This window comes from Streptomyces sp. NBC_00388 (assembly GCF_036061255.1).
Classification (GTDB): Bacteria; Actinomycetota; Actinomycetes; order Streptomycetales; family Streptomycetaceae; genus Streptomyces.
The window spans coordinates 482,890-508,228 of the sequence record NZ_CP107948.1 but is presented as its reverse complement, the minus strand read 5'-3'; the positions used below and the strand labels follow the sequence as shown (position 1 = coordinate 508,228).

Genomic DNA, 25,339 nt, shown 5'->3' with positions numbered 1-25,339 from the left:
GCTGATGCCCTGTCAGGCCGGTGGGGCATCGTAGACCGCCTGCCCGCACATCACCACCGCCCGGGCAGGTTCATCCGCACGACCCCGGACCGGAGGGTGGCGTTCGGCGGATCTTCACAGAGTGCTGGTGGCATGGGTCTAGCTGAGACCCCGGGGAATCCTGCACTCTTGTGCGCGATATAGCGCAGTCGCAATCATGAATGCGCAACTTACTCCTAGGCGAGGGCAGGCGGATGACACCGATCAGTCGAAGAGGCTTTGTGGCGCTCGGTGCGGGGGCGGTCGCGGGGGCCGTCGTTCCGATGGGCGCGGGACACCGCGCCGAGGCGGCGAGCCGTACGGCCGCAGCGACCGGAACAGTCAAGGACGTCAAGCATGTGGTGATCCTGATGCAGGAGAACCGCAGCTTCGACCACTACTTCGGCCGGCTCAAGGGGGTCAGGGGCTTCGACGACCGCAGCGGTATATCGCTCTCCGGCGGCCAGTCCGTCTTCAACCAGGCGAACGGCGCCGGGCGGCAGTACCCGTGGAAGCTCAGCTCCACCCCGGCGGCCGGCGGGGTGGACGGCGAGACGCTCGCCCAGTGCAACGGCGACCTGCCGCACAGCTGGTCGTCGCAGCACTCGGCCTGGAACAAGGGCCGTATGGACAACTGGGTCTCGGGGGTCGGGAACGTCCGTACGCTCGGCTACCTCGACCGCGGCGACATGCCGTTCCACTACGCGCTGGCCGACAACTACACCATCTGCGACGGGTACTTCTCGTCCACCCTCAGCGCCACAGGACCCAACCGCACCTATCTCTGGAGCGGCAAGGTCGACTCGTCCAGCAGCGACGGTGGCGACGAGTCCGGACTCACCTGGGAGACGTATGCGGAGGCGCTGCAGCGCGCCGGGGTGAGCTGGAAGCTCTACCAGAACGCCGATGACAACTTCGGCGACAACGGCCTCGCGTACTTCACGAAGTTCACCGGCGCCAAGCCGGGCGACCCTCTCCACGACCGGGGGATGGGTTCCGTACCCGCCACCACCGGCTCCACCCCGGACGACATCGCCGCGGCCATCAAGGCCGACGTCCTGGCGGGCACACTCCCGCAGGTGTCCTGGGTGGTGCCCAACCAGGCGTTCTCCGAGCACCCCTTCGCCCCGCCCGGCGACGGGGCCCACTTCGTCGACCTGGTCTACCGTGCGCTCGCGGCCGACCCCGACGTGTTCGACTCGACCGTTCTCTTCCTCAACTACGACGAGAACGACGGCTTCTTCGACCACGTGCCCCCGCCCTCACCGCCCGCGAACGAACCGGGTGAGTTCCTGAACGGAGTCCCGTTCGGCCTGGGGTTCCGCGTTCCGATGGTGGTGATGTCGCCATGGACCCGGGGTGGCTGGGTGTCCTCGGAGGTGTTCGACCACACCTCCGTACTGCGCTTCCTCGAAACCTGGACCACCGCCATCGGCACCCCCGCCACCTGCCCGAACATCAGCGCGTGGCGGCGCAGGGTCACCGGAGACCTCACCGGGGTCTTCGACTTCACCGCCCCGGTCTACGGAGTGCCCTCCGGCCTCCCGTCCACGGCGAAGGTGATCGGAATCGACAGCTGTACGTCGCTGCCGAACCCGGCCCCGCAGACCAACGCCCTCCCCGCCCAGGAGAGCGGCACCCGGCAGGCCCGCGCGATCCCCTACCAGCCGAACGCCAATCTGGACCGGCTGGAATTCGGCTCGTCCGGAAAGATCCTCGCCTGGTTCGGGATGTCCAACGCGGGCGCTCCGGCGAAGAGCGCCGCGCACTTCTCCATCCATCCCAACGCCTACCGGACCACCGAACCCTGGCAGTACACCGTCGATCCGGGTGCCACGGCGACCGACTCGTTCAATATCGGCACGGGGTACGGGGCGGGGAAGTACGACTTCACGCTGATGGGTCCGAACCGCTTCCAGCGCCGCTTCACCGGGGACGCGACGAAGGCCGGGAAAGCCGTCGAGGTGGCTGCCAGGTATGCCGTGGCGCCGAACACCGGCAAGCAGGCCATCTGGTTCACGTTCACCAACACCGGTTCGGCGGCGGTCAAGTTCACCGTCCGGTCCACCCATTACCGCTCGGACGGGCCGTGGACGTACACGGTCGCGGCAGGCGGCACGGCCGAGGACTACTTCAACGCGGTGACCGTCGCGCAGGGCTGGTACGACTTCACCGTCACGGCCGACTGCGACACCACCTGGTCCCGCCGGTACACCGGCCACATCGAGACCGGGGCGCCGAGCGTCAGCGGCTGACCGCGGGGCGGAGCTCACGAACGGCGCTGCCCCGGGGGCCGTTCGTGAGCCGGCCCACGCGGTGGTGGGATCGCCGGTCAGGCCGGTGGCCGGTTCCGCAGAGCGAAGTCGATGGTGTCCAGGGTCCAGGCCCACGAGGCGTCGGCACCGCGCGGAGTATGACGGAAGCCACCCGCTCGCTCCAGACTCACGTACCCGTGGAATGTGCCGTGCAGGAAGCGGATCGCGTCGGTCTCGTCGGGCTCCGGCAGGTTGTAGCCGCGCAGGAGCGCCCGCGTCATCTGCGACTGCCGGGGCGCGGCGCTCTTGAAGGCCGTCTCGGTGTCCAGCTCGAACTGGGCCGCGGCGTAGCGGCCGGGATGCGCTTTGGCGTAGTCGCGGTAGGCGTTGGCGAACGCCACCAGCGCGTCCTTGCCGGCGCGCCCGGCCAGGGCGGCGCTCGCCGCGTCGGCCAGTTCCTCAAGGGCCAGCAGTGCCACCCGCACCTTCAGCTCGCCCACGTTGCGGATGTGCGCGTACAGGCTCGGATCCTTGACACCGAGCCTGCGTGCGACCGCCGACAGGGTCAGATGGTCGAAACCGATCTCGTCCGCGAGCTCCGCGGCTGTCGTGGTGAGGCGTTCGGGTGTGATGCCCGGTCGTGCCATGCGTCCTCCGCCGGCTAATGGAATAAAGCGTTTGCCTAAATATATTAGCCCAGCTACCGTCGATGAATGTGAGACACCTCAGTGAGACCGACATCCGTGCATCGTTCGTCAATTGTTCCAAGGGTGAGGCGAAGCGTCTGAACGTCCCCAGGGACCTGGAGGAGCTTCCCTGGGACGACCTGGACTACCTCGGCTGGCGCGACCCCGGGGCGCCCGACCGCGCCTATATCGTCGCCGAGCAGGGCGACCGCCTGCTGGGCCTCGTGCTGCGCGCGCCGACCGCGTCCAGCCGGGGGTTCACCTCGCGCAGTATGTGCTCCCTGTGCGTCACGACGCACACCAGTGGCGGAGTGGCGCTGATGACGGCGCGCCGTCCCGGCGAGGCCGGCCGCCAGGGCAACACGGTCGGTCAGTATCTCTGCACCGACCTGGCCTGCTCGCTCTACATCCGGGGCAAGAAGCAGGCGGGCACCGGCTGGGGCTACGAGGAGACGCTCTCCCTGGAGGAGAAGACCGCCAGGACCCGGAACAACGTGCTTGCTTTCATCCAGATGGTGATCGCGTAACCGTGCCGGGCGACGCCGCCCTATGTTTCCGCGAGGTTACGCCACCTCCGGACCGTTCCCCGGGGCTCTGGCCAGCGGGTGAGTGAAGCGCGCGATGCGCTCCGCCGCCCCCGCTTCGACCGGCCAAATCCCGTATGCCGGAAGGCTTGTTCCGCTTCTTCGCGTGGTTCTAGGGTCGGGCCACCCGGCGCGGTCGACCTCGTACGCCGGTGATTTCCGGCTCCGTCAGCTGTGCGGCACACCCCTGCCGCCCGGGTGCGGAGGCCTCTGGATGAACGGGCAGTCGGGCACGGACGGAAGCAGGCGAGCGGGTTGGCGAACGACGGACAGCGGGATCCCTCCACCGAGGGCCGGTGGGATCCGGTACAGGAACCGTCCGGCGGGCAGGACCGGGACCAGGGACCCGCCGCGCGGCGGGGGCGGTGGCCGGAAGGTGTCGGACGGCGGGGTTTCCTCGCCGGGGTGGGCCTGACCGGCGCGGGCGGACTCCTCGGGGTGGCGGCGCCCCCGGGCGCCGCAGCGGAGGCGCCGCGGTACACGCCCACCGCTGCGCACGCCGCCCCCGCGGCGGATGCGGGGCCCGGCGGCGGGGACACGCTCAGGCCCGGACACTTCTCGGGCGGGCGGATGCTCCTCGTCCCCGAACTGCTGCTGCTGGCCGACGGGCCGGTGCGCGGGCAGGCCGTCCTGGTGGACGGGGGGAAGTTCCGCGAGATAGGTCCCGCCAAGCGGCTCGTGGCCGCGCATGGGGACCTGCGCCCCGTCCGGCTGGACGGTCACCTGCTCATGCCGGGCTTCATCGACGCGCACCACCATCTGACGCAGAGCTTCGGCAAGGCCAAGTCGTTCGGGCAGCCTTCGGAGATCTTCAAGACGATCTGGGAACCCCTGGAGCACGCGCTGGACGAGGAGACCGCCTACCTCTCGGCGAAGCTTGCCGCGCTGGAGGCGCTGCGCGGCGGCTTCACCACCGTCGCCGACGCCGGGACGCGCGCTCCGGTCGATGTCGGCGCGCTGGCGAAGGCCACCGAGGAGGCCGGGATCCGCTGCGTCCTCTCCAAGATCGTCTCCGATGGGAAGGGCGGGCCCGCGCATCTGGGGCGATGGGGCGGTCATCCGCTGATCCACCCGTCCCTGGCCATCGCGGTCCCCGAGGACGCGACGGCCGCGGTCATCAAGAAGACCGCGGATCTGTGCGCGGAGGCCGGGGCGGTGCTCCAGATCCACGTCAACGAACATCTCGCCTCGGTGGAACGCTCGTTGAAGAGCGTGGGCCGGCGTCCCATCGACTATCTCCACCACATCGGCGCGCTCGGCCCGCACGTCCTCGGAGCACACGCCACGCTGACCACCCCCACCGAGATCCGCCTGCTCGCGGACTCCGGCGCGGCCGTCAGCTACAACCCGGTGGCCAGTGCCTGGAAGGGCAACGCCGTCGCGCAGGCCACCATGATGGCCGCGATGGGTGTGCGCTTCGGTACGGGGACCGACGGCACTCGCGGGGACGGATTCCGGCTGGTCGACGCGGCGGAATCCGCCCAGCGGCTGACCTCGGGCCTGGCGACGGGAGACTCGTCGTGCGGCGCCGGACGGCTCTGGATCGACCATGCCACGAGGCTGAGCGCCGACGCCGTGGGACTCGGCCGGGTGACCGGCGAGATCGCCGTCGGCAAGGCAGCCGACTTCCTGGTCGTGGATGTGAACGTCCCGGAGCTCACCCCGTCCTATGACCTCCGCTGGGAGCTGGTCCGCCTCTCCAACCGTGATCAGATCACCGCGGTCGTCGTGGACGGCAGGCTGCGTCTGTGGGACGGCTGGCCGCCGGACTGGGACGGCCCCGCGCTGGTGGCCAGGGCTGCCGAGGTGGGCCCCCGCGTGGTCCGCCGCGCCAAGCTCCAGCGCGTCGAACCCACCTGAGGGCTCTGCCGGAACCCCCGCAGGACACCCGATGACGGCTACGGCGCTCCGGTGCCACCACCTCGTGCGCCACCATCTCCTGCGCCACCACTGCGAGGGGCTGCACGGCAGCCGGTGACACGGGTCTGGTGAACCGGCTGGTCAGGGCTTCGGCGCCGGCGCACGTCCGCGACGCCGACGCGGTGACGGTGGCGATCAGGCACCCGCCCGGCCCGGCCCACTCGGCGCCGGGCCGGAACCGAGGGCGTCGGCGCCGCGCTGTGCACACCGGAGGCACGGGAGAGGGTGCTGGACAGCGTTCCGGCCGGAAGCTTCACCACACCCGGGGGAGGTGGCCGACGCGGCTCTCTTCCTGCTGGAGGAACGGTCGCGCTGCATCACCGGGACGACGATGGTGATCGACGGCGGCCAGTGGCTGGGCCGCCAGGTCCACGGCTGACGTCCGCTGCGCTCCGCCCGGTCCGGGCAGCCCCGCGCAGTGCTGCCTCGACCCGGCGGTTACTGGTCATGGTCGCCGTGACGGCGGTCATGGCGAGGAGGAGGCCGGCGGCGGCGCAGAGCGGGGTGCGGATGTCGTACGTGGTGGCCAGCCAGCCGCCGAGGAAGGCGCCGAACGGTGCGGCGCACATGGCGAGCATGCGGGAGGTCGAGGCAACCCGGCCCATCAGATGGGACGGGACGATCGCCTGACGGAGGGAGGGCCCGAGCACCATGGTGGCGCCCATGCCCGCCCCGCAGACGGCGAGCGCGAGACCGGCCACGTAGGGATTCGGGGCGGCGGCGAGCCCCAGGATGGCCAGTCCCTCGACCGCGGCCGTGCAGGTCAGCGCGGTGCCTGTGCCGAGTCGCCGGCCAAGGAAGGAGGCGGTGCCCGCACCGAGCAGGCCGCCGGTGGCCTCCGCCGTGAGGAGCAGGCCGAAGCCGTAGGTGTCGATGCCGAGGCGGTCGTGCGCGAAGAGGGCGAGGACGGTCTCCACGGCGAGGAAGGCGACGTTCCCGACCGCCGGGCGGAGCGCGAGCCCGAGCAGCAACCGGTCCCGGAAGACGTACGAGGCCCCGGCCCGCGCCTGCCGAAGCAGCGACTCGCGGACCTCGGGCACGGGCCGGGGCAGGGCGGGCAGCGTACGCACGAGCAGTGCGGAGAGCAGGAACGACACCGCGTCGGCGAGCAGCGGAACCGCCCGCCCGAGCGCGAGCAGCGCACTGCCCGCAGGCGGCCCCGCGAAGCCGGACATGGCCGTCTGCGCGCCGCGCAAGCGGGAGTTGGCGCGCTCCAGGAGTGCGGAGTCGCGGCCGAGCAGATCCGCCAGATAGGCCGTGGCGGCCGTATCGAAGAAGAGACCGCCGAGGCCGAGTACGAAGCCGACCGCCGCGAGCAGCGGAATGCTCAGCAAGCCGAGCGCGGCCGCCGCCGCCGGTATCGCGAGCAGCACCGCACGCGCCGCGTCCATGACCCACATCGTGCGCCGGCGGTCCCAGCGGTCCACCAGCGCACCGCCGAGCACCCCGAAGAACAGCCACGGCAGCGTCCCGGCGGCCGTGACCACGGCGAGCGCCATCGGATCCCGCGTCAACGTCAGCGCGAGCAGCGGCAACGCGGCATGCGACACCCCGTCGCCGAGCGAGGACACCGTCTGAGCGGACCACAGCCGTCCGAACCCGGTCGGCAACGCCCTTACCTCTGACGTCACTTGGCGCCCCCTTCGGCCTGATCGCGCGGGGCCGGGTGGAACAGTGCGAAGACGAGCGACGCGTCCGGCAGCGACGGATCGGACAGCTCCTGGAACTCGTCCGCCAGTGCCTGCAACCGCGCCCCCAGCTGCGCGAACTGCTCCCCGGTGAGCCGCAGATGCGCCATCCGTACGTGCCGCCCATCCACCGGCGACGCCTCCAGGTCCGCCACCGCGTGGCGCATCAGCACATCCGGCCCTCCCTCGCCCGGGTCCGGCAGCGCGATCGCCCGCGCGGCCATCGCGTAGTACCGCTCGGTGACACCCCGCACCTTCCGCGTCCGCACCACCTTCACCAGGCCGGCCCGCTCCAGCAGCCTCACGTGATAGCTGGAACTCCCCTTCGCGAGGCCCACCCGCTCGGCGACCTGCGTGATCGTCGCGGGCTCGAAGCGGAGCACGGCCATGATCCGGTGGCGCGTGAGGCTGGAGACGGCGCGCAGCTGCTCGTCAGTGGTGACGTGGAACGTCTCGGGGAGATCGTCGGTAGGCATGCGAGCAATGGTCAACGATTCTTGACCATTGAGCAAGGGGTTTCGTCCGAACGCCCCGAACTCGCTTTCTGCGTGCAGGATTTCGCTGCTGCACGAGGTGGCCGCAACCCGCTTCGCATCGCCGCCGGCCTGGGGCGATTTCCGCCTCCGACCCGTCATCTCCTGGGACTTGGGCAATGCCGAAGGACTTCCGGAGCAGACCGCTTAGGCTGCGTACATGCACCCCCGACTCGCCGCAGACCTGTCCCGACTGCCCGAACTCCTCGCGGAAAGCGCCGCTTTCGCCGCCAGGGAGCTGGGCGGCCTCGCCTCCCGGCCGGTCGCGTGGACGGGGCAGGCGCCGGCGGCGGAGCCGCTGCCCCGCGAAGGGGTGGGCGCGGAAGCGGCGCTCGTCAGATTCGCCGGGCGATGGGCTCCGGGCTTCTCCGGCAGCGCGGGGCCGCGCTACCTCGGATTCGTCACCGGCGGGACCACACCGGCGGCCCTGGTCGGCGACTGGCTCACCGGTGCGTACGACCAGAACGCCATGACCGGCGGGGATTCGTCGGCCACGGCGCTTGAGCGCGAGACCGTCGACTGGCTCCGGGAGTTGTTCGGGCTGGGCGAGGCACACGACGGGGTGTTCGTCACCGGCGCCACGGCCTCCAACACGGTGGGTCTCGCGACGGCCCGTGAGTGGGCGGGGGAGCGGCTCGGCGTCTCCGTCTCCCATGACGGGGCCGCCGCCCTCGGTCCGCTGCCGGTCCTGTCCGGTGCTCCGCACTCCAGTATCGCCAAGGCCCTGTCCGTCCTCGGCCTGGGCCGGTCGGCGCTGGTGCCCGTGCCACTGCTTCCCGGCGGCCGGGAGGCGGTCGACCCTGTCCGCCTTGAGGAGGAACTGCGGGCGCGGGAGGGACGGCCGTCGATCGTCGTGGCCAACGCGGGAACGGTGAACACCGTCGACTTCGACGACCTCGGAGCCATCGCCGAGCTCAGGCAGCGCTACGACTTCTGGCTCCATGTCGACGCCGCCTTCGGCGGCTTCACCGCACTCTCGCCACGCCACGCACATCTGGTGCGACACCTGGACGCGGCCGACTCGGTCTGTGTCGATCTGCACAAGTGGCTCAATGTCCCCTATGACGCAGCGCTCGCCTTCACCCGCCACCGGGAGCTGCAGGTGCGGGTGTACCAGAACACCGCGTCCTATCTGAGCGCGCCCGCCGGCGAGCCGGACTTCCTGCATCTGGTCCCGGACAACTCCCGCAGACTGCGCGCCGTGGCCGCCTGGTTCACCCTGACCGCATACGGGAGCGACGGCTACCGCGAGATCGTCGAGCGGTGCACCGATCTCGCCGCGCGGCTCGCCGCCGGCCTCGGCTCCGTATCCCACCTGCGGCTCGCCGCACCCACCCGGCTGAACGTCGTCTGCTTCACCCTCGCTCACCGGCCCACGTCCGAGCGCGTCCACGCCCTTGCGCGGGCCGTCACGGAGACCGGGGAAACGTTCGTCACCCCCACCACGCTGTTCGGGCAGCCGGTGCTGCGCGCGGCGCTCAGCAACTGGAGCACCACGGAGGCCGACGTCGACCGGGTGGTGCGCGCGGTCTCGGAGGTCAGCCGGGAATTCGCGTGACGGAGGGGCAGCCGCACGACTCGCGGTGGGTGAACACGGGTTTGATGGTGACCTTGCGCGGCGGCATCTTCGGGTCGCGGATCCGGGCGAGGGCCATCTCGACGGCCTGCTCGCCGATGGACAGCGCGGGTTGCGCGATGGCGGTCAGCCGTGGCTGGAAGAGGTCGGCCCACTCGAAGTCGTCGAAGGAGACCAGCGCCATGTCGCCCGGCACACGCAGCCCGGCGTCGCGCAGGGCCTGCATGGCGCCGATGGTCATACGGTTGTTGCCGGCCACGATGGCGGTGGGAGGCCGCTGGAGGGAGAGGAGGCGGCGAACCGCCTGCACCGCCCCTTGCTCGGTGGAGTCTCCGTCCGCTTCGAGGGACGGCTCGGGCCCGAGGCCGGTGCGGGAGAGGCCGGTGCGGTAGCCGGCGAGGCGTTCGGTGGTCGTGGCCAGGCCCGAGCGGCCGGTGAGCATCGCGATCCGGGTGTGCCCGAGCGAGGCGAGGTGCTCGACCAGCGCCGCGGTCGGTTCGACGTTGTCGACGGCTATCTGGTCGACCGGCGCGGGGACGAACCGGTCGATGACGATGATCGGTATATCGACCTGACTCGCGTAGTGGATGGCCGTGGCGCCGTCACCGGATGGGGCCAGGATGATGGCGCTCACACGCCGGCGCAGCAGCTCGCTGACGGCCTTGATCTCCCGGTCGTGCGCGTCGTGCGTGTCGGCGAGGAGCAGGGAGTAACCGGCGGCCGAAGCGTGCCGGTCGATGCCGTGGACGACGTTGCTGAAGTAGGGGTTGGACAGGGCCGACATGGCCAGGCCGATGGTCCCGTAGCCGCTGTTGCCGAGCGCCCTGGCCACCGCGTCCGGGACGTAGCCGGTGTGCGCGACCGCGTCGAGGACGGCGCGGGCGGTGGCGTCGGCGACGGGACGTGTCTTGTTGAGCACGTGCGAGACGGTGGAGACCGAGACGCCCGCGTGGCGGGCGACGTCGGACATCGTCGGTGTCTGACGGGGAGTTCTGCCTGCCATGCCCGCACCCTACCGGGCTTCGGTGAGGGTCAGGTCGGCCCGGTCGGCGCCCCTGCGGATGAGGGCGCTGGTGCTCTCGTCGACGCCGCTGGTCTTGGCATGGGCGGCCTGCGGGGTGAAGCCGTAGCGGATGTAGCGGCGGGCGAGGCGTGCGCGCCGGGCCGCGGGGGCGGCGTCGAGGAACCATGTCTCGGTCAGCAGGTCTTTGACCCGGTGCCAGGGATGCCGGGTGGCCAGCAGGAAGTTCCCCTCGACGATGACGAGCCGGTGCCGGGGAGCGATCTCCAGCGCACCGGCCACGGGCTCCTCCAGGTCGCGCCGGAACTCCGGCCACCAGACGGTGCCCGTCTGCTCCTGGCGGACGCGCTGCAGCGCGGCGAGGAAACCCTCGGCGTCGAAGGTGTCGATGGCTCCCTTCCGGTCGCTGTGCCCACGCGCCTCGACCACACGCTGGGCGAGGTGGAAGCCGTCCATCGACACAGCCGTCGCGCAGTGGGGGCGGCGCTGCTCGATGGCGGCCAGGAGCTGCTCGGCAAGCGTGGACTTGCCCGAGCCGGGCTCTCCCGCGATGCCGAGCAGCGTCCGGCCCGGCGTGCGGGCCAGTCCGACCGCCCGGTCCGCGAGTTGGTGCAGCGACGTGCCTCGGTAGAGCAGCGGGGTGACGGGCTGCCGGCCGGTCTCGTCGCTGATCGGCTTCACTGCACCGCCTTGGTGGCAGCGGGGCCCGCGGGGGTGTCGTGCGGCATGGGATGCCGGGCGTTCTCCGCCAGGGAACCGTCCGGCTGCAGGCTCAGAGCGCCGGTCATGAGGCCCACCACATCGGTCATGGAGCACGCCTGCGGGCTGACCACGGCGACGCGGCGGCCGAGCCGGTGCACATGGATACGGTCGGCGACAGCGAAGACCTGAGGCATGTCGTGGCTGATCAGCACCACGGGCACACCACGCTCCCGGATACGTTCGATCAGGTCGAGTACCTGGCGGGATTCGCGTACGCCCAGTGCCGCCGTCGGCTCGTCCATGATGATGACGCGGGTGCCGAACATGGCGGCGCGGGCGACCGCCACTGCCTGGCGCTGCCCGCCGGAGAGGGTGCCGACGAGCTGGGTGATGTCCTGGACGGTCGCGATGCCGAGCCGGTCCAGCTGCTCGGCGGCGCGGACCCGCATGGCCCGGTGGTCCAGCATGCGCAGCACCGATCCGGGGAGTCCGGGGCGGCGCAGCGGCCGGCCGAGGAAGAGATTGCCCGCGATGTCCAGTTGCGGGGCGACCGCCAGGGTCTGGTAGACGGTTTCGATACCTGCGTCCCGGGCGTCGCCCGGACCTGTGAAGTGCACGGGCCGGCCGCCGAGTTCGACGGTTCCGGCGTCCGGGACGATCGCGCCGGTGAGTGCCTTGATGAGGGTGGATTTCCCGGCGCCGTTGTCACCGACGACGGCGAGGACTTCTCCCGCGCGCAGCTCGAAGTCCGACTCCCGGACAGCGATGACGTTCCCGTACCGCTTGACCAGGCCGGTGGCCCGGAGGACCACCTCGGCTTCGCCCGCGTCGGCCTCGCGGGGGGACGGCTGCCGGGCGGGCTGGGTGTTCATGCGGACCTCCCGCGCACGATGCGGTCGGCGGCGACGGCCACGATGACCAGGATGCCGGTGGCGACCTGCTGGTAGAGACTGTCGATGCCGGCCTGGGTGAGGCCGTTGGCGAGGACTGTGACAACGAGGGCGCCCACGACGGTGCCGGCGATGCTGCCGCGTCCCCCGAAGAGGCTGGTGCCGCCGATCACGACGGCTGTGATGCTTTCGAGGTTGCCGGTCTGGAAGGCGTTGGGGTCGGCGTTGGGGATACGGCCCAGGGCCTGCCAGGCGGCGATCGCGTAGACGAAGCCGGCCAGCATGTACACGCTCAGCAAGGTGCGGCGGATGTGTACACCGGTCAGCCGGGCGGCTTCGGTGTCGTCACCGACGGCGTAGACGTTGCGGCCCCAGGCGGTCTGGGCCAGGGCGAACCACAGCCCCAGCACGAGGAGGAGCATGACCCCCATGCCGTACGTCACTTCGATCCGGCCGAACAGGTAGGAGCGGGTGCCCAGCCACGTCAGGATGCCCGGCGGGACCGTGAAGCTCTCGCCGTCGGCGTACAGCTGGTCGACCGCCGTCAGGACGCTGAGCACCCCCAGCGTCACGATGAACGGCGGCAGCCTCAGGCGGGTCACCAAGGTGCCCGAGAGCGCGCCGACCGCCGTGCACAGGACGATGCCGGCGCACAGCGCCAGACCGGCCGGCATCGTGTCCTGACCGAGCCGGGCGATGACGAGCGTGCCCAGCACCATGGTGGCGGCGTTGGCCAGGTCGATCCCCGCGGTGAGGATGACCAGCGTCTGGCCGAGCGCGAGCGTGCCGATCACCAGGAACTGTTCGACGACCAAGGACGCGTTGTCGAGAGTGAGGAAGGTGTCGGTGGTCAGCGCGAACACGGCCACCGCCACGACCAGCGCTGCCAGCGGCCCGGACGTGGGGGTACGGGCCAGGGCCGCCGCGCCGCGCGACAGGGCAGGCTTCGGCCGGGTGGGCGTGGAAGGAGCCGGCGGGGTGGTTGTCACCGTCATCTCTCCTGACCCCAGCAGTTCTTCAGGCCCCAGGCGGTGTCCTTGGACGCCACCGTCCCGGCCGGTTTGTCAGTGACCAGCTGGGATCCGGTGTCCACGAAGCCCTTCGGCTTCCTGGACCTGTCCTTGGCGTAGCCGGCGACCGCGTCGACGCCCATCCGCGCCATCTTCTCCGGGAACTGCATGACGGTCGCGGCGAACCTGCCGGCCGCCACATTGCGCACGCCGGCGCAGGATCCGTCGATGGAGCCGATCACCACGTTCTTCTTCGAGGCCAGCGCCTGGGCGGCACCGGCCGCCGCGGGTTCGTTGATGGTGTAGACGGCGTTGATGCCCGGTTCGCGCTGCAACAGGTTCTCCATGGCGGTCTGCGCCTTGGTCTGGTCCCCGTTGGTCACCGCCGTACCCCGGATCGCGGAGGCCGGCTCCCCGAATCCCTCAAGGAAGCCCTTGTGCCGCAGGTCGTCCACCGAGGAACCGGGGGTGCCGTCCAGCAGCACGGCCTTGGGCCTGGCACCCTTGAGCGCCGCCCTGACGTAGGTGCCCTGTGTCACGCCGGCTGCCTTGTTGTCGGTGGCGAAGGTGGCGTCGACCGCGCCGGCCGGGTCGGTCGCGGTGTCCAGTGCTACGACGATGACGCCCTTCTGGCGCGCCGCCGCGATCGCGTCGAGGACTCCCCCGGAGCTGCTCGGGGTGATCAGGATCCCCGTGACCTTCTGCGCGACCAGGTTGTTGATCGCGTCGACCTGCCCCTGGTTGTCCCCGTCGAACTTGCCCGCAAGAGCGATCAGCTTCGCCCCGCGCTTGTCCGCCTCGGCCTTGGCGGACTCGCGGAGCTTGACGAAGTAGGGATTGCTGTTCGTCTTCGTCACCAGTCCGACGACCGCCCTGTCGCCGGATCCCGGACCGCTGTCGCCGCCGCCGGTTCTGGTGGAACTGCACCCGGTCCCCAGACAGGCCAGGGCTGCCGCGGCAGCGATCGTCGCCACAAGGGCGGGTGCGCGTACCTGTCCCATGAACTGCTCCTCTCGGTGGCCCGGCCGCCCTCGGCCTGACCGGTGCACGGCAAAGTACCGGTCAGGAACTCGTCTGCATAGCCATTGCGCAAATCTTTGCGCCATATCAAGTGCCGGTGCTGCCAGCGTTGTTGAGGGCCCGTCCGGCGCCGGGTGGCGAAGCTGGGAATTCTTTGCGCAATGCATTGCGCATTCGGGTAGGGCAGGGCAACCATCTGACGCGTCCCGCTCAACAAGGTGTCGGAGGCGATCCCCGTGCAGAACGATTCCCGTACCGAACCCCTGTCGTCAGGTCCGCCTGCGCCGGGCCGTCGAGCTGTCCTCCGCACCGTCCTGGGTGCAGGTGCGGGCGCGGTGTTCTGGTCGGTGCTCGGCGACCGGGCGACAGCGAAGGCAGCCGCCGGGGCGGACAGGTCCGACGTCCTCGTCAACGACTTCGAGAGCCCGGACTGGGGCGACTGGAGCACATCGGGCTCGGCCTTCGGCGACGGACCCGCCATCGGTGCGGGTCTGCTGCGCGAGCTGGAGATCAGCAACTACCGCGGCCTGGGCGTCGCGTCCAGCGAACGGGACGGTGACGGCCCCACGGGCACCCTCGCCTCGCCCGGCTTCCGTATCGAGCGCGACTACATCGCCTTCGGTATCGGCGGCGGCGACTACGAGCGGGTGACCTGCCTCGACCTCGTCGTCGACGGCACGATCGTCCGCAGCGCCACCGGACGCAACAGCGACGCCCTCATGGAGGCCAGCTGGGACGTCAGGCCGTGGGCAGGACGGACCGCACACGTGCAGCTCGTCGACACGGCAGGCGGCGACTGGGGGCACGTCAATGTGGACCAGATCGTCCAGACCGACCGCCCCGGGCGGCTCCCCGTCACCACCCAGCCCCTCTACCAGGAGACATGGCGCCCCCAGTTCCACTTCACCGCCCGTGAGTGGGTGATGGACCGGCTGAACCCGGGGCAGCGGCAGGAGGGCTGGCTCAACGACCTCAACGGACTCGTCTACTACGAGGGCGAGTACCACCTGTTCGCCCAGCGCTGGAACAAGTGCTGGATCCACGCGGTGAGCAAGGATCTGGTGCACTGGACGGAACTCCAGCCCGCCTTCTGGGAGGAGAGCCTGGGGAGCGGGGTGCAGTCGGGCTCGTGTGTGATCGATTACCAGAACACGTCCGGCCTGTCCCCGGACGCCGCCAACCCCCCGATGGCCGCCTTCTGGTCCCGCAACGACAACCGTAGCCACTGCCTGTCCTACAGTCTGGACCACGGGCGCACCTGGACCCACTACGAGAACAACCCCGTACTCGTGGCGCCCGAGCGCGACCCCAAGGTCTTCTGGTACGCCCCCGCGGGCCACTGGGTGATGTTCCTCTACGGGGACGGCCAGTACCACATTCGGACCTCGCCCGACCTCCTGGACTGGACGGACACGGGCCACCCGGTCGACGACAGCTTCGAGTGCCCCGACTTCTTCGAACTTCCCGTGGACGGTGACGCGGGGAACACCAAGTGGGTTCTGGTCCGCGGTGACGGCAAGTACTCCACCGGCTCGTTCGACGGCACCCGGTTCACCGAGGAGACCAGCCAGTACGTCGCTGACTCCGGCCCCAACTTCTATGCCACGCAGACCTGGAACAACACCGACACGGGTGACGGGAGGCGCGTCCAGGCCGCTTGGATGCGCGACGGCTCCTACCCGGATATGCCCTTCAACCAGCAGGTCACCTTCCCCGCCGAGCTCTCGCTGCGCAGCACGGGCGACGGCCTGCGACTCCACCGCAACCCCATCGCCGAGATCGCTCGCCTGCGTACCGGGGGCACCCGGTGGAGCGGCGCCGTCGGCGACGGGCAGAGCGTCACCCTCGCCTCGGACGGCGACACCTTCCAGTGCACCGCCGAGATCTCCGTGCCCGTGGGCGCCACCCTCACCCTCGACGTGCGCGGCGTCCCGGTCGTCCTCGGCCACCGGAGCGTCGACAACGGGAGTGGCGGTCAGCCGCTGTCCGGCCCGCTGAGGACGGTGGAGATCCTCATCGACCGCACGTCCGTCGAAGTCTTCGCCAACGACGGTGAGGTCTCCGTCTCCCGCTGCTGTCTGCCGTCCCGCACCGGCATCACGGCGACCGGCAGCGGCGGCACCACCGATCTCCCCGCCCTCACGCTGTGGGCCCTCGCGGGCACATGGCCCGCCGCGGGAGGGCCGGAACCCGGCCCACGCCCGCGGCTGCGTCACCGCCGGATCGGCCGGTCGTGACCGGGTGGGGCCACCCGGCGGCGCGGCGCCGGGGAGGCTGCCCCGGAGGGCCGGCCTACGGGTGCCCGGCGCCCGGCGGATGGGAGGGTTTCTGGTGGGCCGGGCCGTGGTGTGCCCCGGGGGTGTGTCCGAACGTCCGGTGGAACACATCGATGAAGGCGCTGGCGGACGACCACCCGCACTGATGGGCCGTCGTGGTGACCGGAGTGTCGTTGGCGAGGAGCACGAGGGCGTGGTGGAGGCGCAGTTGGGTGCGCCACTGGGGGAAGGTCATGTGGAGATCGGTACGGAACAACCGGGACAGCGTGCGGTTGCTGGCGCCGATGTGCTGGCCGAGCTGGGTGAGCGTGCGGTTGTCGCCCGGATCCGCCTTCAACAGGTCGCAGAGGTCCTTGAGCTGGGGGGAGGCGGGGGTCGGCAGATGCAGCGGCTGGTGGGGTGAGACCCGGAGCTGATCCAGGAGCACGGCACGCAGCCGGGCGCGCTGGGGGCTGTCGTCGAGGGGCGTCTGCGTGTACGCGAGGATGAGCTCACGCAGCAGAGGCCCGACGGCAAGCACCGTCGGCTTCTCCAGCCCGATCGGGTCGTCCCCCGTCGGCAGGCCCACCAGGTGCATCTCCAGGTCGCCGTGGGCCTGGTGGGCGTGGACCGTACCGGCGGGAATCCAGATGGCGCGTGTGGCGGGCGCGACCCAGGTCCCCGTACTGGCGGTCACGCTCAGCACGCCCCGGCCCGCGTAGACGATCTGGTGGTCGTCGTGCCTGTGCGCGTCGACCTCCGCCCCGGTGGCGAGTCTCTGGGTGCGGGTCGGCGCGATGGGTTCATGGCGGATTCCCGGCATAAGTCGACAGCCTATCGGAGGAGCGACAGGCGTGTGGTGTGTCGCGGAGGGTGCGCCGGCCGGACCTTCAGCCGTTCGGGCCGGCCTCTGCCCCGGTGGTGGCGTGCTGTTCGAGGCGCCGGGCCAGCGCGCGCACGAGGTCGCTGAGGGCAGCGGGGCGTTCGATGACGAACGGCCGGTCGAGAGCGGCGAGTACGGGTGGGATCCAGTCCAGCCGTTCCGCCCGGATCCGGACGCTGACCCACTCCGCCTCGCAGCCGTCGCCGGGCGGGGGAGCGGTCGCGCACGCGGACAGTGTGGCGATATCGGCCGGCAGGTGGCTGCGGATGTGCTCCACGCTGCCGTGGACGCGCAGCGACACATCGTGGGTCCAGGGCGCGAGTGCCAGGCGGTCCAGCACGGTGGCCACCGCGTCGAAACCCGCCGGGACGTCGAACGAGCCGTCCTGCGCGGAGACGGCCGCGATCCGGTCGGCCCTGAAGATGCGTACCTCCCCGTCGGCCGGGTTCGCGGCCGTCAGGTACCAGCGCCCCGAGTGGGCCACGAGACCGTAGGGCAGGACAGTGCGTCCGCTGCTGCGGCCCGCCCGGTCCGTGTACGTGATCGTCACCGGGCGCTGATGCCGGGCGGCCTCGCCGAGTGCCAGCAGTACCTCTGCTTCCGGGGCTGGCAGGGGGCGGGGACGGCCGGTGAACTCCGCCGATTCCTGCAGCGCGTCGAGCCGTCGCCTCAGAGCTGCGGGCAGCACCCGCAGCAGCTTGGCCACGGCGCTCTCGCTGGCGGAGACGGAAGCGATGACGGGCCCGGCCCTGCGGGCGGCCAGCAGACCCAGCAGTACGGCCAGAGCCTCTTCGTCGGTGAGCATCAGCGGCGGCATCCGGTAGCCCGGAGCCAGCCGGTACCCCCCGTAGCGACCACGTACCGAGTCGACGGGTACCCCGAGATCCAGCAGGTGGCCGACGTAGCGGCGCACCGTGCGTTCGTCGACATCGAGCCGGGTCGCCAGTTCGGGGACGGGACGGATGCCGCCGCCCTGAAGGATCTCCAGCAGAGCGAGCACGCGAGCGGTGGATGTGGTCACGCCGGGAAGTCTGCCGGATATACCGGGCGGATCCTGTCCGGTATTGATCCTACTGTTCGAGACAGCACTCCATCCGGAACATTTCTGACAGGAAGCCGCTCATGAACTTCGTCTCGATCCGCGTGATCACGCACGACGTCGCCCGCCTCGTCGGGTTCTACGAACAGGTCACCGCGGTCTCGGCGACATGGTCGACCCCTGAGTTCGCCGAGATCGTGACACCGGCCTGCACGCTGGCCATCGCCGGCAGCCGCACCGTCGCCCTGTTCGGCAGTCCCGACTTGATCCGGCCAGCTGCCAACAGCACGGTGATCACCGAGTTCCGCGTCGACGACGTCGATGCCGAGTACGAGCGCCTGGCGCCGCTCGGCTGCGAGTTCGTCCAGGAGCCGACCACCATGCCCTGGGGAAACCGCTCGCTGCTCTTCCGGGACCCCGACGGGAACCTGGTCAACTTCTTCACCCCGGTCACTGCCGAGGCTGTGCGGCGGCAGGCGCGCTGAAGAGTCCGCCTGCTCCCGGCGGCGCGAGCCCGTCGCCGCAAGCGGGCGGCTGTCCGAGCCGGCGAGGTCAGTGGCTGCCCGTGAGCTCGCCGCTGAGGTTTCCGTGCATCCTGGCGCTCTCCCGGTTGAGACCGATCACCGTCACGGCCTTGCCGCGGGCGGCGTATCTGGTGGTGACCGCGTCGAGCGCGGCCACGGCGGAGGCGTCCCAGACATGGGCGCCGGTGAGGTCGATGACGACGGTCCCGGGGTCTCCCGCGTAGTCGAACCGGCCGGCCAGGTCGTTGGAGGAGGCGAAGAAGAGCTCTCCCGTGACGGCATAGACGACGCTCTCGCCCTCGGGGCCGGGGACAGCCGTGACGTCGGTCAGGTGGGCGACCCGCCGGGCGAAGACGGCCATGGCGGTGAGGGTGCCCACGATGACGCCGATGGACAGGTTTCCCGTGGCTACCACCACGGCGACGGTGATCACCATGACGGCGGTCTCGCCTGCCGGCATCCGCTTGAGGGTGGCGGGCTTGACGGAGTGCCAGTCGAAGGTGCCCACCGAGACCAGGACCATGACGGCGACCAGCGCGGCCATGGGGATGCGGGACACGACCGGCCCCAGGGCGATGCAGAGAATCAGCAGGAAGAACCCGGCGAGAAAAGTCGACAGGCGGGTGCGCGCACCGTTCTTGACGTTGATCATGGTCTGGCCGATCATCGCGCAGCCGCCCATGCCGCCGAAGAAGCCGGTGACGATGTTGGCGACGCCCTGGCCGATCGACTCGCGGGTCTTGTTGGAATGAGTGTCGGTCATCTCGTCCACCAGCTTGGCGGTCATCAGCGTCTCCATCAGCCCCACCAGCGCCATCGCCAGTGCGTAGGGCGCGATGACGGTCAGGGTGTGGACGCTGAACGGCACGTCGGGCAGCCCCGGCAAGGGCAGCGACGAAGGCAGCCTGCCCTTGTCGCCCACGGTGGGCACGGCGATGCCGGCGGCGACGGTGATCACGGTGAGGACCACGATGGACACCAGCGGCGCAGGGACCGCCTTGGTGAGACGGGGGAAGAACACCATGAGGCCCAGACCGGCGGCGACGAGCGGATAGACCGGCCAGGGGACGTCGTGGAGGTTGGGGATCTGCGCGGTGAAGAGAAGGATGCCGAGTGCGTTGACGAAGCCGACCATCACCGGGCGGGGGACGAACCGCATCAGCCTGGCGACCCCGAGAGAGCCGAGAACGATCTGGAACACACCGGCCAGCATGACGGTGGCGATCAGGTACCCCAGCCCGTGCTCACGGGCCACGGGGGCGACGACCAGGGCGACCGCACCCGTGGAGGCGGAGATCATCGCCGGACGCCCGCCGACGAACGCGATGACCATCGCCATGGTGCAGGCGGCGAACAGGCCCACCTTTGGATCGACGCCCGCGATCACGGAGAAGGAGATCGCCTCGGGAATCAGGGCCAGCCCCACGACCAGGCCGGCGAGCACCTCGGTGCGGAACACCTTCGGGGAGAGCCATGAGGGGCGGTGGGGACCGCGCAGCAGCGCGGCCGGGGACAGCGAAGAGGACAAGGGGCCCACCTGTTGGTTCGGCGCACCCTCACCCGTCGGGCGGTGGCGCTGGGGTCGACGCGGCCGGGGCCGGACGGTGCAGCCGCTCGCCCGGACGCGTGGCCGCCGTCGCACATCCGGTGGTGCTCGCGCGGAGTCCGGCCGCCCGGTGCCGGGCGGGGGAGTGCGGCCGGCAGTGAACAATCCGTGTACGGCCCGGAGAGCGGCATGCCGGTCCCGGTGCCGCACCCGGTAACTCTACCCTAACGTTAGGGTAGAGATCGGAGAGGTCGCGTGACCGCTCCGGATCACACCACGAGGAGAGCCGTGGCAGACATGGCGCACATGCAGATCGGCGAGGTCGCCCTGCGCACCGGGCTGTCGCTGCGCACGATCCGCCACTACGAGGAGACGGGCCTGGTCGTACCGTCGGCCCGCTCGCAGGGCGGCTTCCGCCTCTATACCGAGTCCGACGTGTCCCGCCTCATGGTTATCCGGCGGATGAAGCCGCTCGGGTTCACCCTGGACGAGATGCGCGACCTGCTGGAGGCCACCGACCGGCTCGATGGCCTGGACGATCTGCCGGAAGGGGAGCGGGAAGCGCTGCTGGACAGGGTCCGCGGCTACCACGCCACCGCCCTGGAGCGCGTGGCCGACCTGCGCACCCGGCTCGCCCGCGCCGAGGACTTCGCCACCACCCTCACCGAGCGCCTCGCCGCCCACCGGGGCGCCGGCGACACCGGCGCTCCGGTGCCGTGACGGGGGCGCGGCCGGGCGGTGACGCCTCCACGCGGGCTGCGGCCGTGCCGGACCGGGCGCCGGGCGAACGCCGCCCGGCGCAGGACCGGCTTCCGTTCGGACCGGCTTCCACTCCGTCGGCGGACAGCGGGACGGCCGTGCACATGCGGAACCTCTGCGCGGTCGCGAGTCTGGAGACGGCGGATCCGGAGCAGAGGACTGGGGCAACCGAAATGGCGCAGCCGACATGGGACAGCAGACTGCCGTCCGGGGACGACGAGTGGCTGCCCGTGCTCGACGTTCCCGAACCGCGGACACAGCGCCGCCTCACGGTGCTGGTGCGCTGGCTTCTGCTGCTCCCTCAGTTCATCGTGCTGTTGGTCCTGGAGGCCGTGGCGTTCCTCGCCACCGTGATCGGCTGGTTCGCCGCACTCTTCACCGCCCGGCTGCCCGGGCCCATCGCCCGCTGGCTGAGCGGCTTCCTCGCCTACGAAACCCGGGTGCACGCGAGCGCCCTGCTCCTGGTCGACACGTACCCGCCCTTCGCGCTCCGGCCCGTGTCCGGGTACCCGGTCAGGATCGAAGTGCGCCCCGGGCGGCTCAACAGGGTCGCCGTGCTCTTCCGGATCATTCTGCTGATCCCGGCGGCCATCGTGCAGAGCGTCTTCGTCTCGGGCTGGTACGCCGTGTGCTTCCTGAGCTGGCTCGTCGTGCTCGTCCTCGGCCGCATGCCCCGGCCTCTGTTCGAGGCAACCGCAGCCCTGCTCCGGTACACGATGCGCTACCACGCGTATGCGGCCATGCTGACGCCGGCCTACCCGAAGCGACTGTTCGGCGACCGGGACTTCCCGGCCGCACCGGGCAGCGCCGCGCCCGCGTCGGCGACCAGGCCACTGCGGATGAGTACGGCGGGGTCGGTGCTGGTGACGCTGTTCCTGGTGATCGGAGTGATCGTCAACATCTTCGGTGGCACCGCCGCACCGCCAGACAAGGCGGGCAACACGAGCGACACTGCGGCAGTCGGTTCGGCGGGGCAGGATCCCGACGGCTGAGCGCGCCGCTACGTCAGCAGTCCGGCGAGACGCTCGCGGACGGTGTCCTTGCCCGCTGCCGGGTCCGGTACCAGCTTGTCCCGGTCGTCGGGGTCCCGGGTCAGCGCGTGCAGCCGGCCGCCGCTGCGGGTGAGGATCAGATCGCTGCTGGTGCCGGCGATCTCCGCTGACCCCTGCGCCGTGTATTCGGTGACGGTGACCAGCGCGGAACGCTCCGCCGCAGCGAGTACCGCCTCGCTGTCCAGCGCGGAGTCGTGCTCGGCCGCCGAACCCCGCGGCAGCCAGTCGGTGAGCATACGGAGTGTTTCGTCGAGGGTGTGCAGACCGATCTGATGGACGCCGAGCGCATCGATGCGGACCACGAGGCAGATCCGTTCCGGCTGGGGGAGCACCAGGATCCGCCACGGCTCACCCGGCGCCGACCCGGTGGTGCGGGCATCGAGCACCTTGCGGGCCCTCTGCTGGAACGCCACGGCGATACCCAGGTCGCCCTGCACCTGGACCTGTTCACCCGTGGACCCGGCCAGCAGCAGCTGGCGCGCCGCCAGCGAGCGGACGGCCTCGGCGAGCACCTCGTCCGACGGGCGGGCCTCCAGGAAGTCCACGATCGCGTCCACGGCGGTGAGCTCGGCGATGGTGTAGGCGCCGAGCAGTACAGGACCGGTGTGCACGAGATCCACCACGGCCGCGACCAGCCCGGCGGGGACGGACGCCGCGCCCGGATCCGACGGCGTCGCAGCGGGAACGTCGTTGCGGTCGTCGCTCATGTCGGCCTCTCCGTCCGCCGCCAGTCCACCACCGGCGCCTCATGGCTGGTGCGGAGGACCGCGGCGGCGCTGCTGGACGGTGTCTCGGTGACCCACACCTCGGAGCTGCCGAACAGTCCCCGGCCCGCCCGGCCGGACAGCGACCGGCCGAGCTCTCCGGCAGGGTCCGGCCGGTCCGGGGGCGGGAACCGGGCGGCCAGGTCCTGGGAAACGGCGGTGACGTCGTCAGCCGCCTCGATCCGGCGCAGGGCCTGGGTCAGCAGCCGCGCGACCGGAGGTGTCAGGGATGTGGGCACGGCCAGCACCGGCGAGAGATACAGCGGATGCCGCTCGGTCATCCTGGACAGGCCCCAGGGGCCGACATTGCTGCGCGTGAACCGGTACACCACGTAGTCCATGAGGTGCCGGAGGTCGCTCACACTGGGCAGCTTGCGCCCGCCGAAGGCAGCCGGGGTCTTTTCCAGCTGTACCCAGGTGCCTTGCGCCGTGCGTCCGTGCAACTTCTCCCGCACCACATGACCGCGCATCCCGATGTCGGGGTAGACGCTCTTGTCGATGTCCTTGTGGTGGCTGGACAGGCGCGGGTGACTGACCTTGTCGAACCGCCACTCCTCGTACAACTCCGGATCGTCCACCAGCACATGGCCACCGCACAGTACGTCGTGCAGTTGGGGCACCTGCAACCCGTGCCGTTCCAGATCGGACAGGATGGTCGCTTCCTCCGGGCTGAGCCGTTCAGCCGCCGCGACCAGACCTTTCCTGTACTCCCCTGCCCGTGCGGTGATCTCGATCATCAGCCGCACCCGGTTGCGTACCTGCTCGGCCCGCTGGGCGCGCGCGCCCGAGGCCGCCTCGCCGGGCCGCCCGGTGTGCGGGATCAATGGCAGGGTGCGCTTACGCTCCACCCGACCAGTACAGCACGGCGGCCACCCAGGCGCACCGGCTCGGCTCGGCGCACGCGGCGCGGTACGCCGGAGCCGGTGCCGGACTCCGTGACCGAGCCGCGGTACGCGCGGAACCGGAGGCCCGTCCGGCCACCGCACGCCGTTGCCCGCCTCTGCCGGCGCCGGGGTGGCGCGGGAGCACTCCGGCGTCCGGCCCGCCCCGTCCGGCGCCCGTCGGCGGAGCCGGCGTTTCAGAACAGCAGGGACTTCACGGTGTCCAGGGCCTGGCCGGGGTCGTCGCCGATCCAGGCGGTGTGCCCATCCGGCCTGATCAGAGCGGCCGGGGCCGTGGACCAGGCCGTGGCCTGATCCTGGTCCATGGGCGGGTGCGCCCCGGGGGCGGGTGTGACAGCGGCCGTGTCCACCAGACCGTCCAGACCGGCGCCCGCGACCGCCCGCCCCGCGTGGAGGCGGCCGCCGGTGAAGTCGAGCAGGGCGAACCGTCCCGGCCGTGCGGTCTCGAACAGCCGCCGGGGGCCTTCACCGTCCGGTGCCGCAGTGAAGGCCAGGTCGGGGGCGCGGGCGCCGATGCGGGGGTCGCTGTGGTCCGAGCCGTCGAGCGTGCCGTAGCGGACGCCGAGCTGGGACAGCCGGGCCGCGAGATCGTGGTTGAGTGCCGGATGTTCGGCCAGCAGGGTGTCGAAGCGCCGGCGCAGCGTGAAGCCGTCCAGGCCGGCGGCGGTGACCAGGGCGACTTGGGCACGTACGTCGTCGAGTACGGCCGCTCCCACCTGCCGCCGCTCGCGCGAGTAGTCGTCGAGCACCCGGGAGGCGGCGCCCGCGCGCAGGACGGCGGTCAGCCGCCAGGCCATGTTGTGGGCGTCCTGGACACCGAGGTTCATCCCCTGGCCGCCCATCGGATAGTGCATGTGGGCGGCGTCCCCGGCCAGCAGTACCCGCCCGCTGCGGTAGGTCTCCGCGAGCTTTCCCGCGTCCCCCACGGTGGCGGTCCGCCGGGGATCGCGCATGCCGAGATCACTCCCCGCGACCCGCTCCACCGCGGCACGCAGATGGGCGAAGGGCACCGGGGACGGGGGCGTCCGGTGCATGGTCGCGTGGTCGATCACACCGACCATGTGCCGGCCTTCGGGCAACGGGATGGTCAGCAGGACTCCCGCCTCGCAGGACAGGATCGGCGCACCACCCGGTGGCGGGGCGTCGAGGACGACGTCGGCGGTGAGGGTCGTGGTGATCGTCTCGGTGCCGGTGAAGGGAATCCCGGAGGCGGTGCGGACGGTACTGTGCGCGCCGTCGCAGCCGACCACGTAGCGTGCGGTCAACCGGCCGGGCCCGGCGGGGGAGTCGGTCAGCGCCTCCACCCGGCCGGGGAACTGCCGCAGGCCTGTGACCCGGCAGCCGCGGGTGACCTCGCCGCCCAGTGCGAGCAGCCGGCGCTCCATCAACTCCTCCGTACGCACCTGGGGGTTGAGCAGCACGGAGGCGAAGCGGGTCGGCAGCCCGGTGAAGTCGAGCCGGGTCTGCCCCAGGGCGAAGTGCCAGGAGTCCACGCTCTGTCCTGCTGAGAGCAGGGGGTCGGCGAGCCCGCGAGTGTCGAACAGTTCCAGGGTGCGCGGCTGCACGGTGAAGCCGCGTGACCAGGCGGAGCGCTCGGTACGGGCCTCCAGCAAGCGGACACCGACCCCGCCCGCGAGGAGCTCCGCGGCCAGCCATGTCCCCACCGGACCGGCTCCGACTATCAGGACGTCAGTGTCAAAATCCGTCATGGC

At 71.0% G+C, this 25,339-nt stretch carries 22 protein-coding genes; 8 read left to right on the top strand and 14 right to left on the bottom strand.

Features of this window, described 5'->3' with window-relative positions:
• Positions 1–233: 233 nt before the first annotated feature.
• Entirely contained in the window at positions 234–2,273 is a 2,040-nt protein-coding gene (locus OG917_RS02415; RefSeq protein ID WP_328315821.1) for a phosphocholine-specific phospholipase C, read from the top strand.
• Between the two features lie 77 nt (positions 2,274–2,350).
• Here the strand turns inward: OG917_RS02415 and OG917_RS02410 are convergent, their stop codons facing one another.
• A complete protein-coding gene (locus OG917_RS02410; RefSeq protein WP_328315820.1) occupies positions 2,351–2,920 on the bottom strand; it encodes a TetR/AcrR family transcriptional regulator in 570 nt (189 codons plus the stop codon).
• A 68-nt stretch (positions 2,921–2,988) separates the two neighbouring features.
• Here OG917_RS02410 and OG917_RS02405 point away from each other — a divergent pair, with 68 nt between their 5' ends.
• Together OG917_RS02405 and OG917_RS02400 are read left to right on the top strand one after the other, a co-directional pair.
• A complete protein-coding gene (locus tag OG917_RS02405; RefSeq protein ID WP_328315819.1) occupies positions 2,989–3,486 on the top strand; it encodes an FBP domain-containing protein in 498 nt (165 codons plus the stop codon).
• A gap of 627 nt (positions 3,487–4,113) precedes the next feature.
• Positions 4,114–5,403 carry an amidohydrolase family protein gene (locus OG917_RS02400; protein ID WP_328321605.1) on the top strand — a complete coding sequence of 430 codons (1,290 nt, stop codon included), beginning with the start codon at positions 4,114–4,116 and terminating at the stop codon, positions 5,401–5,403.
• A gap of 377 nt (positions 5,404–5,780) precedes the next feature.
• Here OG917_RS02400 and OG917_RS02395 read toward each other — a convergent pair whose 3' ends face one another.
• Together OG917_RS02395 and OG917_RS02390 are read right to left on the bottom strand one after the other, a co-directional pair.
• The gene (locus OG917_RS02395; RefSeq protein ID WP_328315818.1) at positions 5,781–7,094 is read right to left on the bottom strand and encodes an MFS transporter; all 1,314 of its coding nucleotides are present in this window, start codon (positions 7,092–7,094) and stop codon (positions 5,781–5,783) included.
• Positions 7,091–7,627 (bottom strand): ArsR/SmtB family transcription factor, encoded by a 537-nt coding sequence (locus OG917_RS02390; protein ID WP_328315817.1) that lies wholly within the window; start codon positions 7,625–7,627, stop codon positions 7,091–7,093. The genes OG917_RS02395 and OG917_RS02390 overlap by 4 nt, the downstream gene beginning before the upstream one ends.
• 217 nt (positions 7,628–7,844) lie before the next feature.
• On the opposite strand from OG917_RS02390, the gene OG917_RS02385 reads away from it, so the two are divergent.
• Entirely contained in the window at positions 7,845–9,242 is a 1,398-nt protein-coding gene (locus OG917_RS02385; protein WP_328315816.1) for a pyridoxal phosphate-dependent decarboxylase family protein, read from the top strand.
• Here OG917_RS02385 and OG917_RS02380 read toward each other — a convergent pair.
• Genes OG917_RS02380 through OG917_RS02360 form a run of 5 tightly spaced genes read right to left on the bottom strand, consistent with a single transcriptional unit; the run spans position 9,223 to position 13,884 of the window.
• Entirely contained in the window at positions 9,223–10,263 is a 1,041-nt protein-coding gene (locus OG917_RS02380) for a LacI family DNA-binding transcriptional regulator (protein ID WP_328315815.1), read from the bottom strand. The two genes, OG917_RS02385 and OG917_RS02380, sit on opposite strands and share 20 nt — an antisense overlap.
• A 9-nt stretch (positions 10,264–10,272) precedes the next feature.
• Positions 10,273–10,962 (bottom strand): nucleoside/nucleotide kinase family protein, encoded by a 690-nt coding sequence (locus OG917_RS02375; RefSeq protein WP_328315814.1) that lies wholly within the window; start codon positions 10,960–10,962, stop codon positions 10,273–10,275.
• Entirely contained in the window at positions 10,959–11,855 is an 897-nt protein-coding gene (locus OG917_RS02370) for an ATP-binding cassette domain-containing protein (protein WP_328315813.1), read from the bottom strand. The genes OG917_RS02375 and OG917_RS02370 overlap by 4 nt, the downstream gene beginning before the upstream one ends.
• Positions 11,852–12,868: an ABC transporter permease gene (locus OG917_RS02365; protein WP_328315812.1), complete on the bottom strand. Its 1,017-nt coding sequence runs from the start codon at positions 12,866–12,868 to the stop codon at positions 11,852–11,854. Before OG917_RS02365 ends, OG917_RS02370 begins: the two co-directional genes overlap by 4 nt.
• Entirely contained in the window at positions 12,865–13,884 is a 1,020-nt protein-coding gene (locus OG917_RS02360; protein WP_328315811.1) for a substrate-binding domain-containing protein, read from the bottom strand. The genes OG917_RS02365 and OG917_RS02360 overlap by 4 nt, the downstream gene beginning before the upstream one ends.
• 255 nt (positions 13,885–14,139) lie before the next feature.
• Between OG917_RS02360 and OG917_RS02355 the strand changes: the two genes are divergently transcribed.
• Positions 14,140–16,140: a glycoside hydrolase family 32 protein gene (locus OG917_RS02355; protein ID WP_328315810.1), complete on the top strand. Its 2,001-nt coding sequence runs from the start codon at positions 14,140–14,142 to the stop codon at positions 16,138–16,140.
• A 55-nt stretch (positions 16,141–16,195) separates the two neighbouring features.
• On the opposite strand, the gene OG917_RS02350 is transcribed toward OG917_RS02355, so the two are convergent.
• Together OG917_RS02350 and OG917_RS02345 are read right to left on the bottom strand one after the other, a co-directional pair.
• The gene (locus OG917_RS02350) at positions 16,196–16,981 is read right to left on the bottom strand and encodes an AraC family transcriptional regulator (protein WP_328315809.1); all 786 of its coding nucleotides are present in this window, start codon (positions 16,979–16,981) and stop codon (positions 16,196–16,198) included.
• A gap of 67 nt (positions 16,982–17,048) precedes the next feature.
• Positions 17,049–18,062, bottom strand: coding sequence for a helix-turn-helix transcriptional regulator (locus OG917_RS02345; RefSeq protein WP_328315808.1), 1,014 nt, complete (start codon positions 18,060–18,062; stop codon positions 17,049–17,051).
• A 101-nt stretch (positions 18,063–18,163) separates the two neighbouring features.
• On the opposite strand from OG917_RS02345, the gene OG917_RS02340 reads away from it, so the two are divergent.
• Positions 18,164–18,565: a VOC family protein gene (locus OG917_RS02340; RefSeq protein WP_328315807.1), complete on the top strand. Its 402-nt coding sequence runs from the start codon at positions 18,164–18,166 to the stop codon at positions 18,563–18,565.
• Between the two features lie 67 nt (positions 18,566–18,632).
• On the opposite strand, the gene OG917_RS02335 is transcribed toward OG917_RS02340, so the two are convergent.
• Positions 18,633–20,132, bottom strand: a complete 1,500-nt coding sequence (locus OG917_RS02335; RefSeq protein WP_443058898.1) for a SulP family inorganic anion transporter — start codon at positions 20,130–20,132, stop codon at positions 18,633–18,635.
• Between the two features lie 315 nt (positions 20,133–20,447).
• Here OG917_RS02335 and OG917_RS02330 point away from each other — a divergent pair, with 315 nt between their 5' ends.
• Positions 20,448–20,870: a MerR family transcriptional regulator gene (locus OG917_RS02330; RefSeq protein WP_328321603.1), complete on the top strand. Its 423-nt coding sequence runs from the start codon at positions 20,448–20,450 to the stop codon at positions 20,868–20,870.
• Positions 20,871–21,082: 212 nt separating this feature from the next.
• On the top strand, positions 21,083–21,901 hold the full coding sequence (locus tag OG917_RS02325; protein ID WP_328315805.1) for a DUF4389 domain-containing protein: 819 nt from the start codon (positions 21,083–21,085) through the stop codon (positions 21,899–21,901).
• A gap of 8 nt (positions 21,902–21,909) precedes the next feature.
• Here the strand turns inward: OG917_RS02325 and OG917_RS02320 are convergent, their stop codons facing one another.
• From OG917_RS02320 to OG917_RS02310, 3 genes are all read right to left on the bottom strand, one after another.
• Positions 21,910–22,668, bottom strand: coding sequence for a hypothetical protein (locus tag OG917_RS02320; protein ID WP_328315804.1), 759 nt, complete (start codon positions 22,666–22,668; stop codon positions 21,910–21,912).
• Positions 22,665–23,573 (bottom strand): hypothetical protein, encoded by a 909-nt coding sequence (locus tag OG917_RS02315; RefSeq protein ID WP_328315803.1) that lies wholly within the window; start codon positions 23,571–23,573, stop codon positions 22,665–22,667. The genes OG917_RS02320 and OG917_RS02315 overlap by 4 nt, the downstream gene beginning before the upstream one ends.
• A 230-nt stretch (positions 23,574–23,803) precedes the next feature.
• Positions 23,804–25,336: an FAD-dependent monooxygenase gene (locus OG917_RS02310; protein ID WP_328315802.1), complete on the bottom strand. Its 1,533-nt coding sequence runs from the start codon at positions 25,334–25,336 to the stop codon at positions 23,804–23,806.
• Positions 25,337–25,339 lie beyond the last annotated feature (3 nt).

What these genes read in the sequence shown, in the direction of transcription:
- OG917_RS02415 (WP_328315821.1), top strand. Translation starts at nt 234, where the DNA reads ATGACACCGATCAGTCGAAGAGGCTTTGTGGCGCTCGGTGCGGGGGCG.
- OG917_RS02410 (WP_328315820.1), bottom strand. Translation starts at nt 2,920, where the DNA reads ATGGCACGACCGGGCATCACACCCGAACGCCTCACCACGACAGCCGCG.
- OG917_RS02400 (WP_328321605.1), top strand. Translation starts at nt 4,114, where the DNA reads ATGCTCCTCGTCCCCGAACTGCTGCTGCTGGCCGACGGGCCGGTGCGC.
- OG917_RS02390 (WP_328315817.1), bottom strand. Translation starts at nt 7,627, where the DNA reads ATGCCTACCGACGATCTCCCCGAGACGTTCCACGTCACCACTGACGAG.
- OG917_RS02385 (WP_328315816.1), top strand. Translation starts at nt 7,845, where the DNA reads ATGCACCCCCGACTCGCCGCAGACCTGTCCCGACTGCCCGAACTCCTC.
- OG917_RS02380 (WP_328315815.1), bottom strand. Translation starts at nt 10,263, where the DNA reads ATGGCAGGCAGAACTCCCCGTCAGACACCGACGATGTCCGACGTCGCC.
- OG917_RS02370 (WP_328315813.1), bottom strand. Translation starts at nt 11,855, where the DNA reads ATGAACACCCAGCCCGCCCGGCAGCCGTCCCCCCGCGAGGCCGACGCG.
- OG917_RS02365 (WP_328315812.1), bottom strand. Translation starts at nt 12,868, where the DNA reads ATGACGGTGACAACCACCCCGCCGGCTCCTTCCACGCCCACCCGGCCG.
- OG917_RS02360 (WP_328315811.1), bottom strand. Translation starts at nt 13,884, where the DNA reads ATGGGACAGGTACGCGCACCCGCCCTTGTGGCGACGATCGCTGCCGCG.
- OG917_RS02350 (WP_328315809.1), bottom strand. Translation starts at nt 16,981, where the DNA reads ATGCCGGGAATCCGCCATGAACCCATCGCGCCGACCCGCACCCAGAGA.
- OG917_RS02340 (WP_328315807.1), top strand. Translation starts at nt 18,164, where the DNA reads ATGAACTTCGTCTCGATCCGCGTGATCACGCACGACGTCGCCCGCCTC.
- OG917_RS02330 (WP_328321603.1), top strand. Translation starts at nt 20,448, where the DNA reads ATGGCGCACATGCAGATCGGCGAGGTCGCCCTGCGCACCGGGCTGTCG.
- OG917_RS02325 (WP_328315805.1), top strand. Translation starts at nt 21,083, where the DNA reads ATGGCGCAGCCGACATGGGACAGCAGACTGCCGTCCGGGGACGACGAG.
- OG917_RS02320 (WP_328315804.1), bottom strand. Translation starts at nt 22,668, where the DNA reads ATGAGCGACGACCGCAACGACGTTCCCGCTGCGACGCCGTCGGATCCG.
- OG917_RS02310 (WP_328315802.1), bottom strand. Translation starts at nt 25,336, where the DNA reads ATGACGGATTTTGACACTGACGTCCTGATAGTCGGAGCCGGTCCGGTG.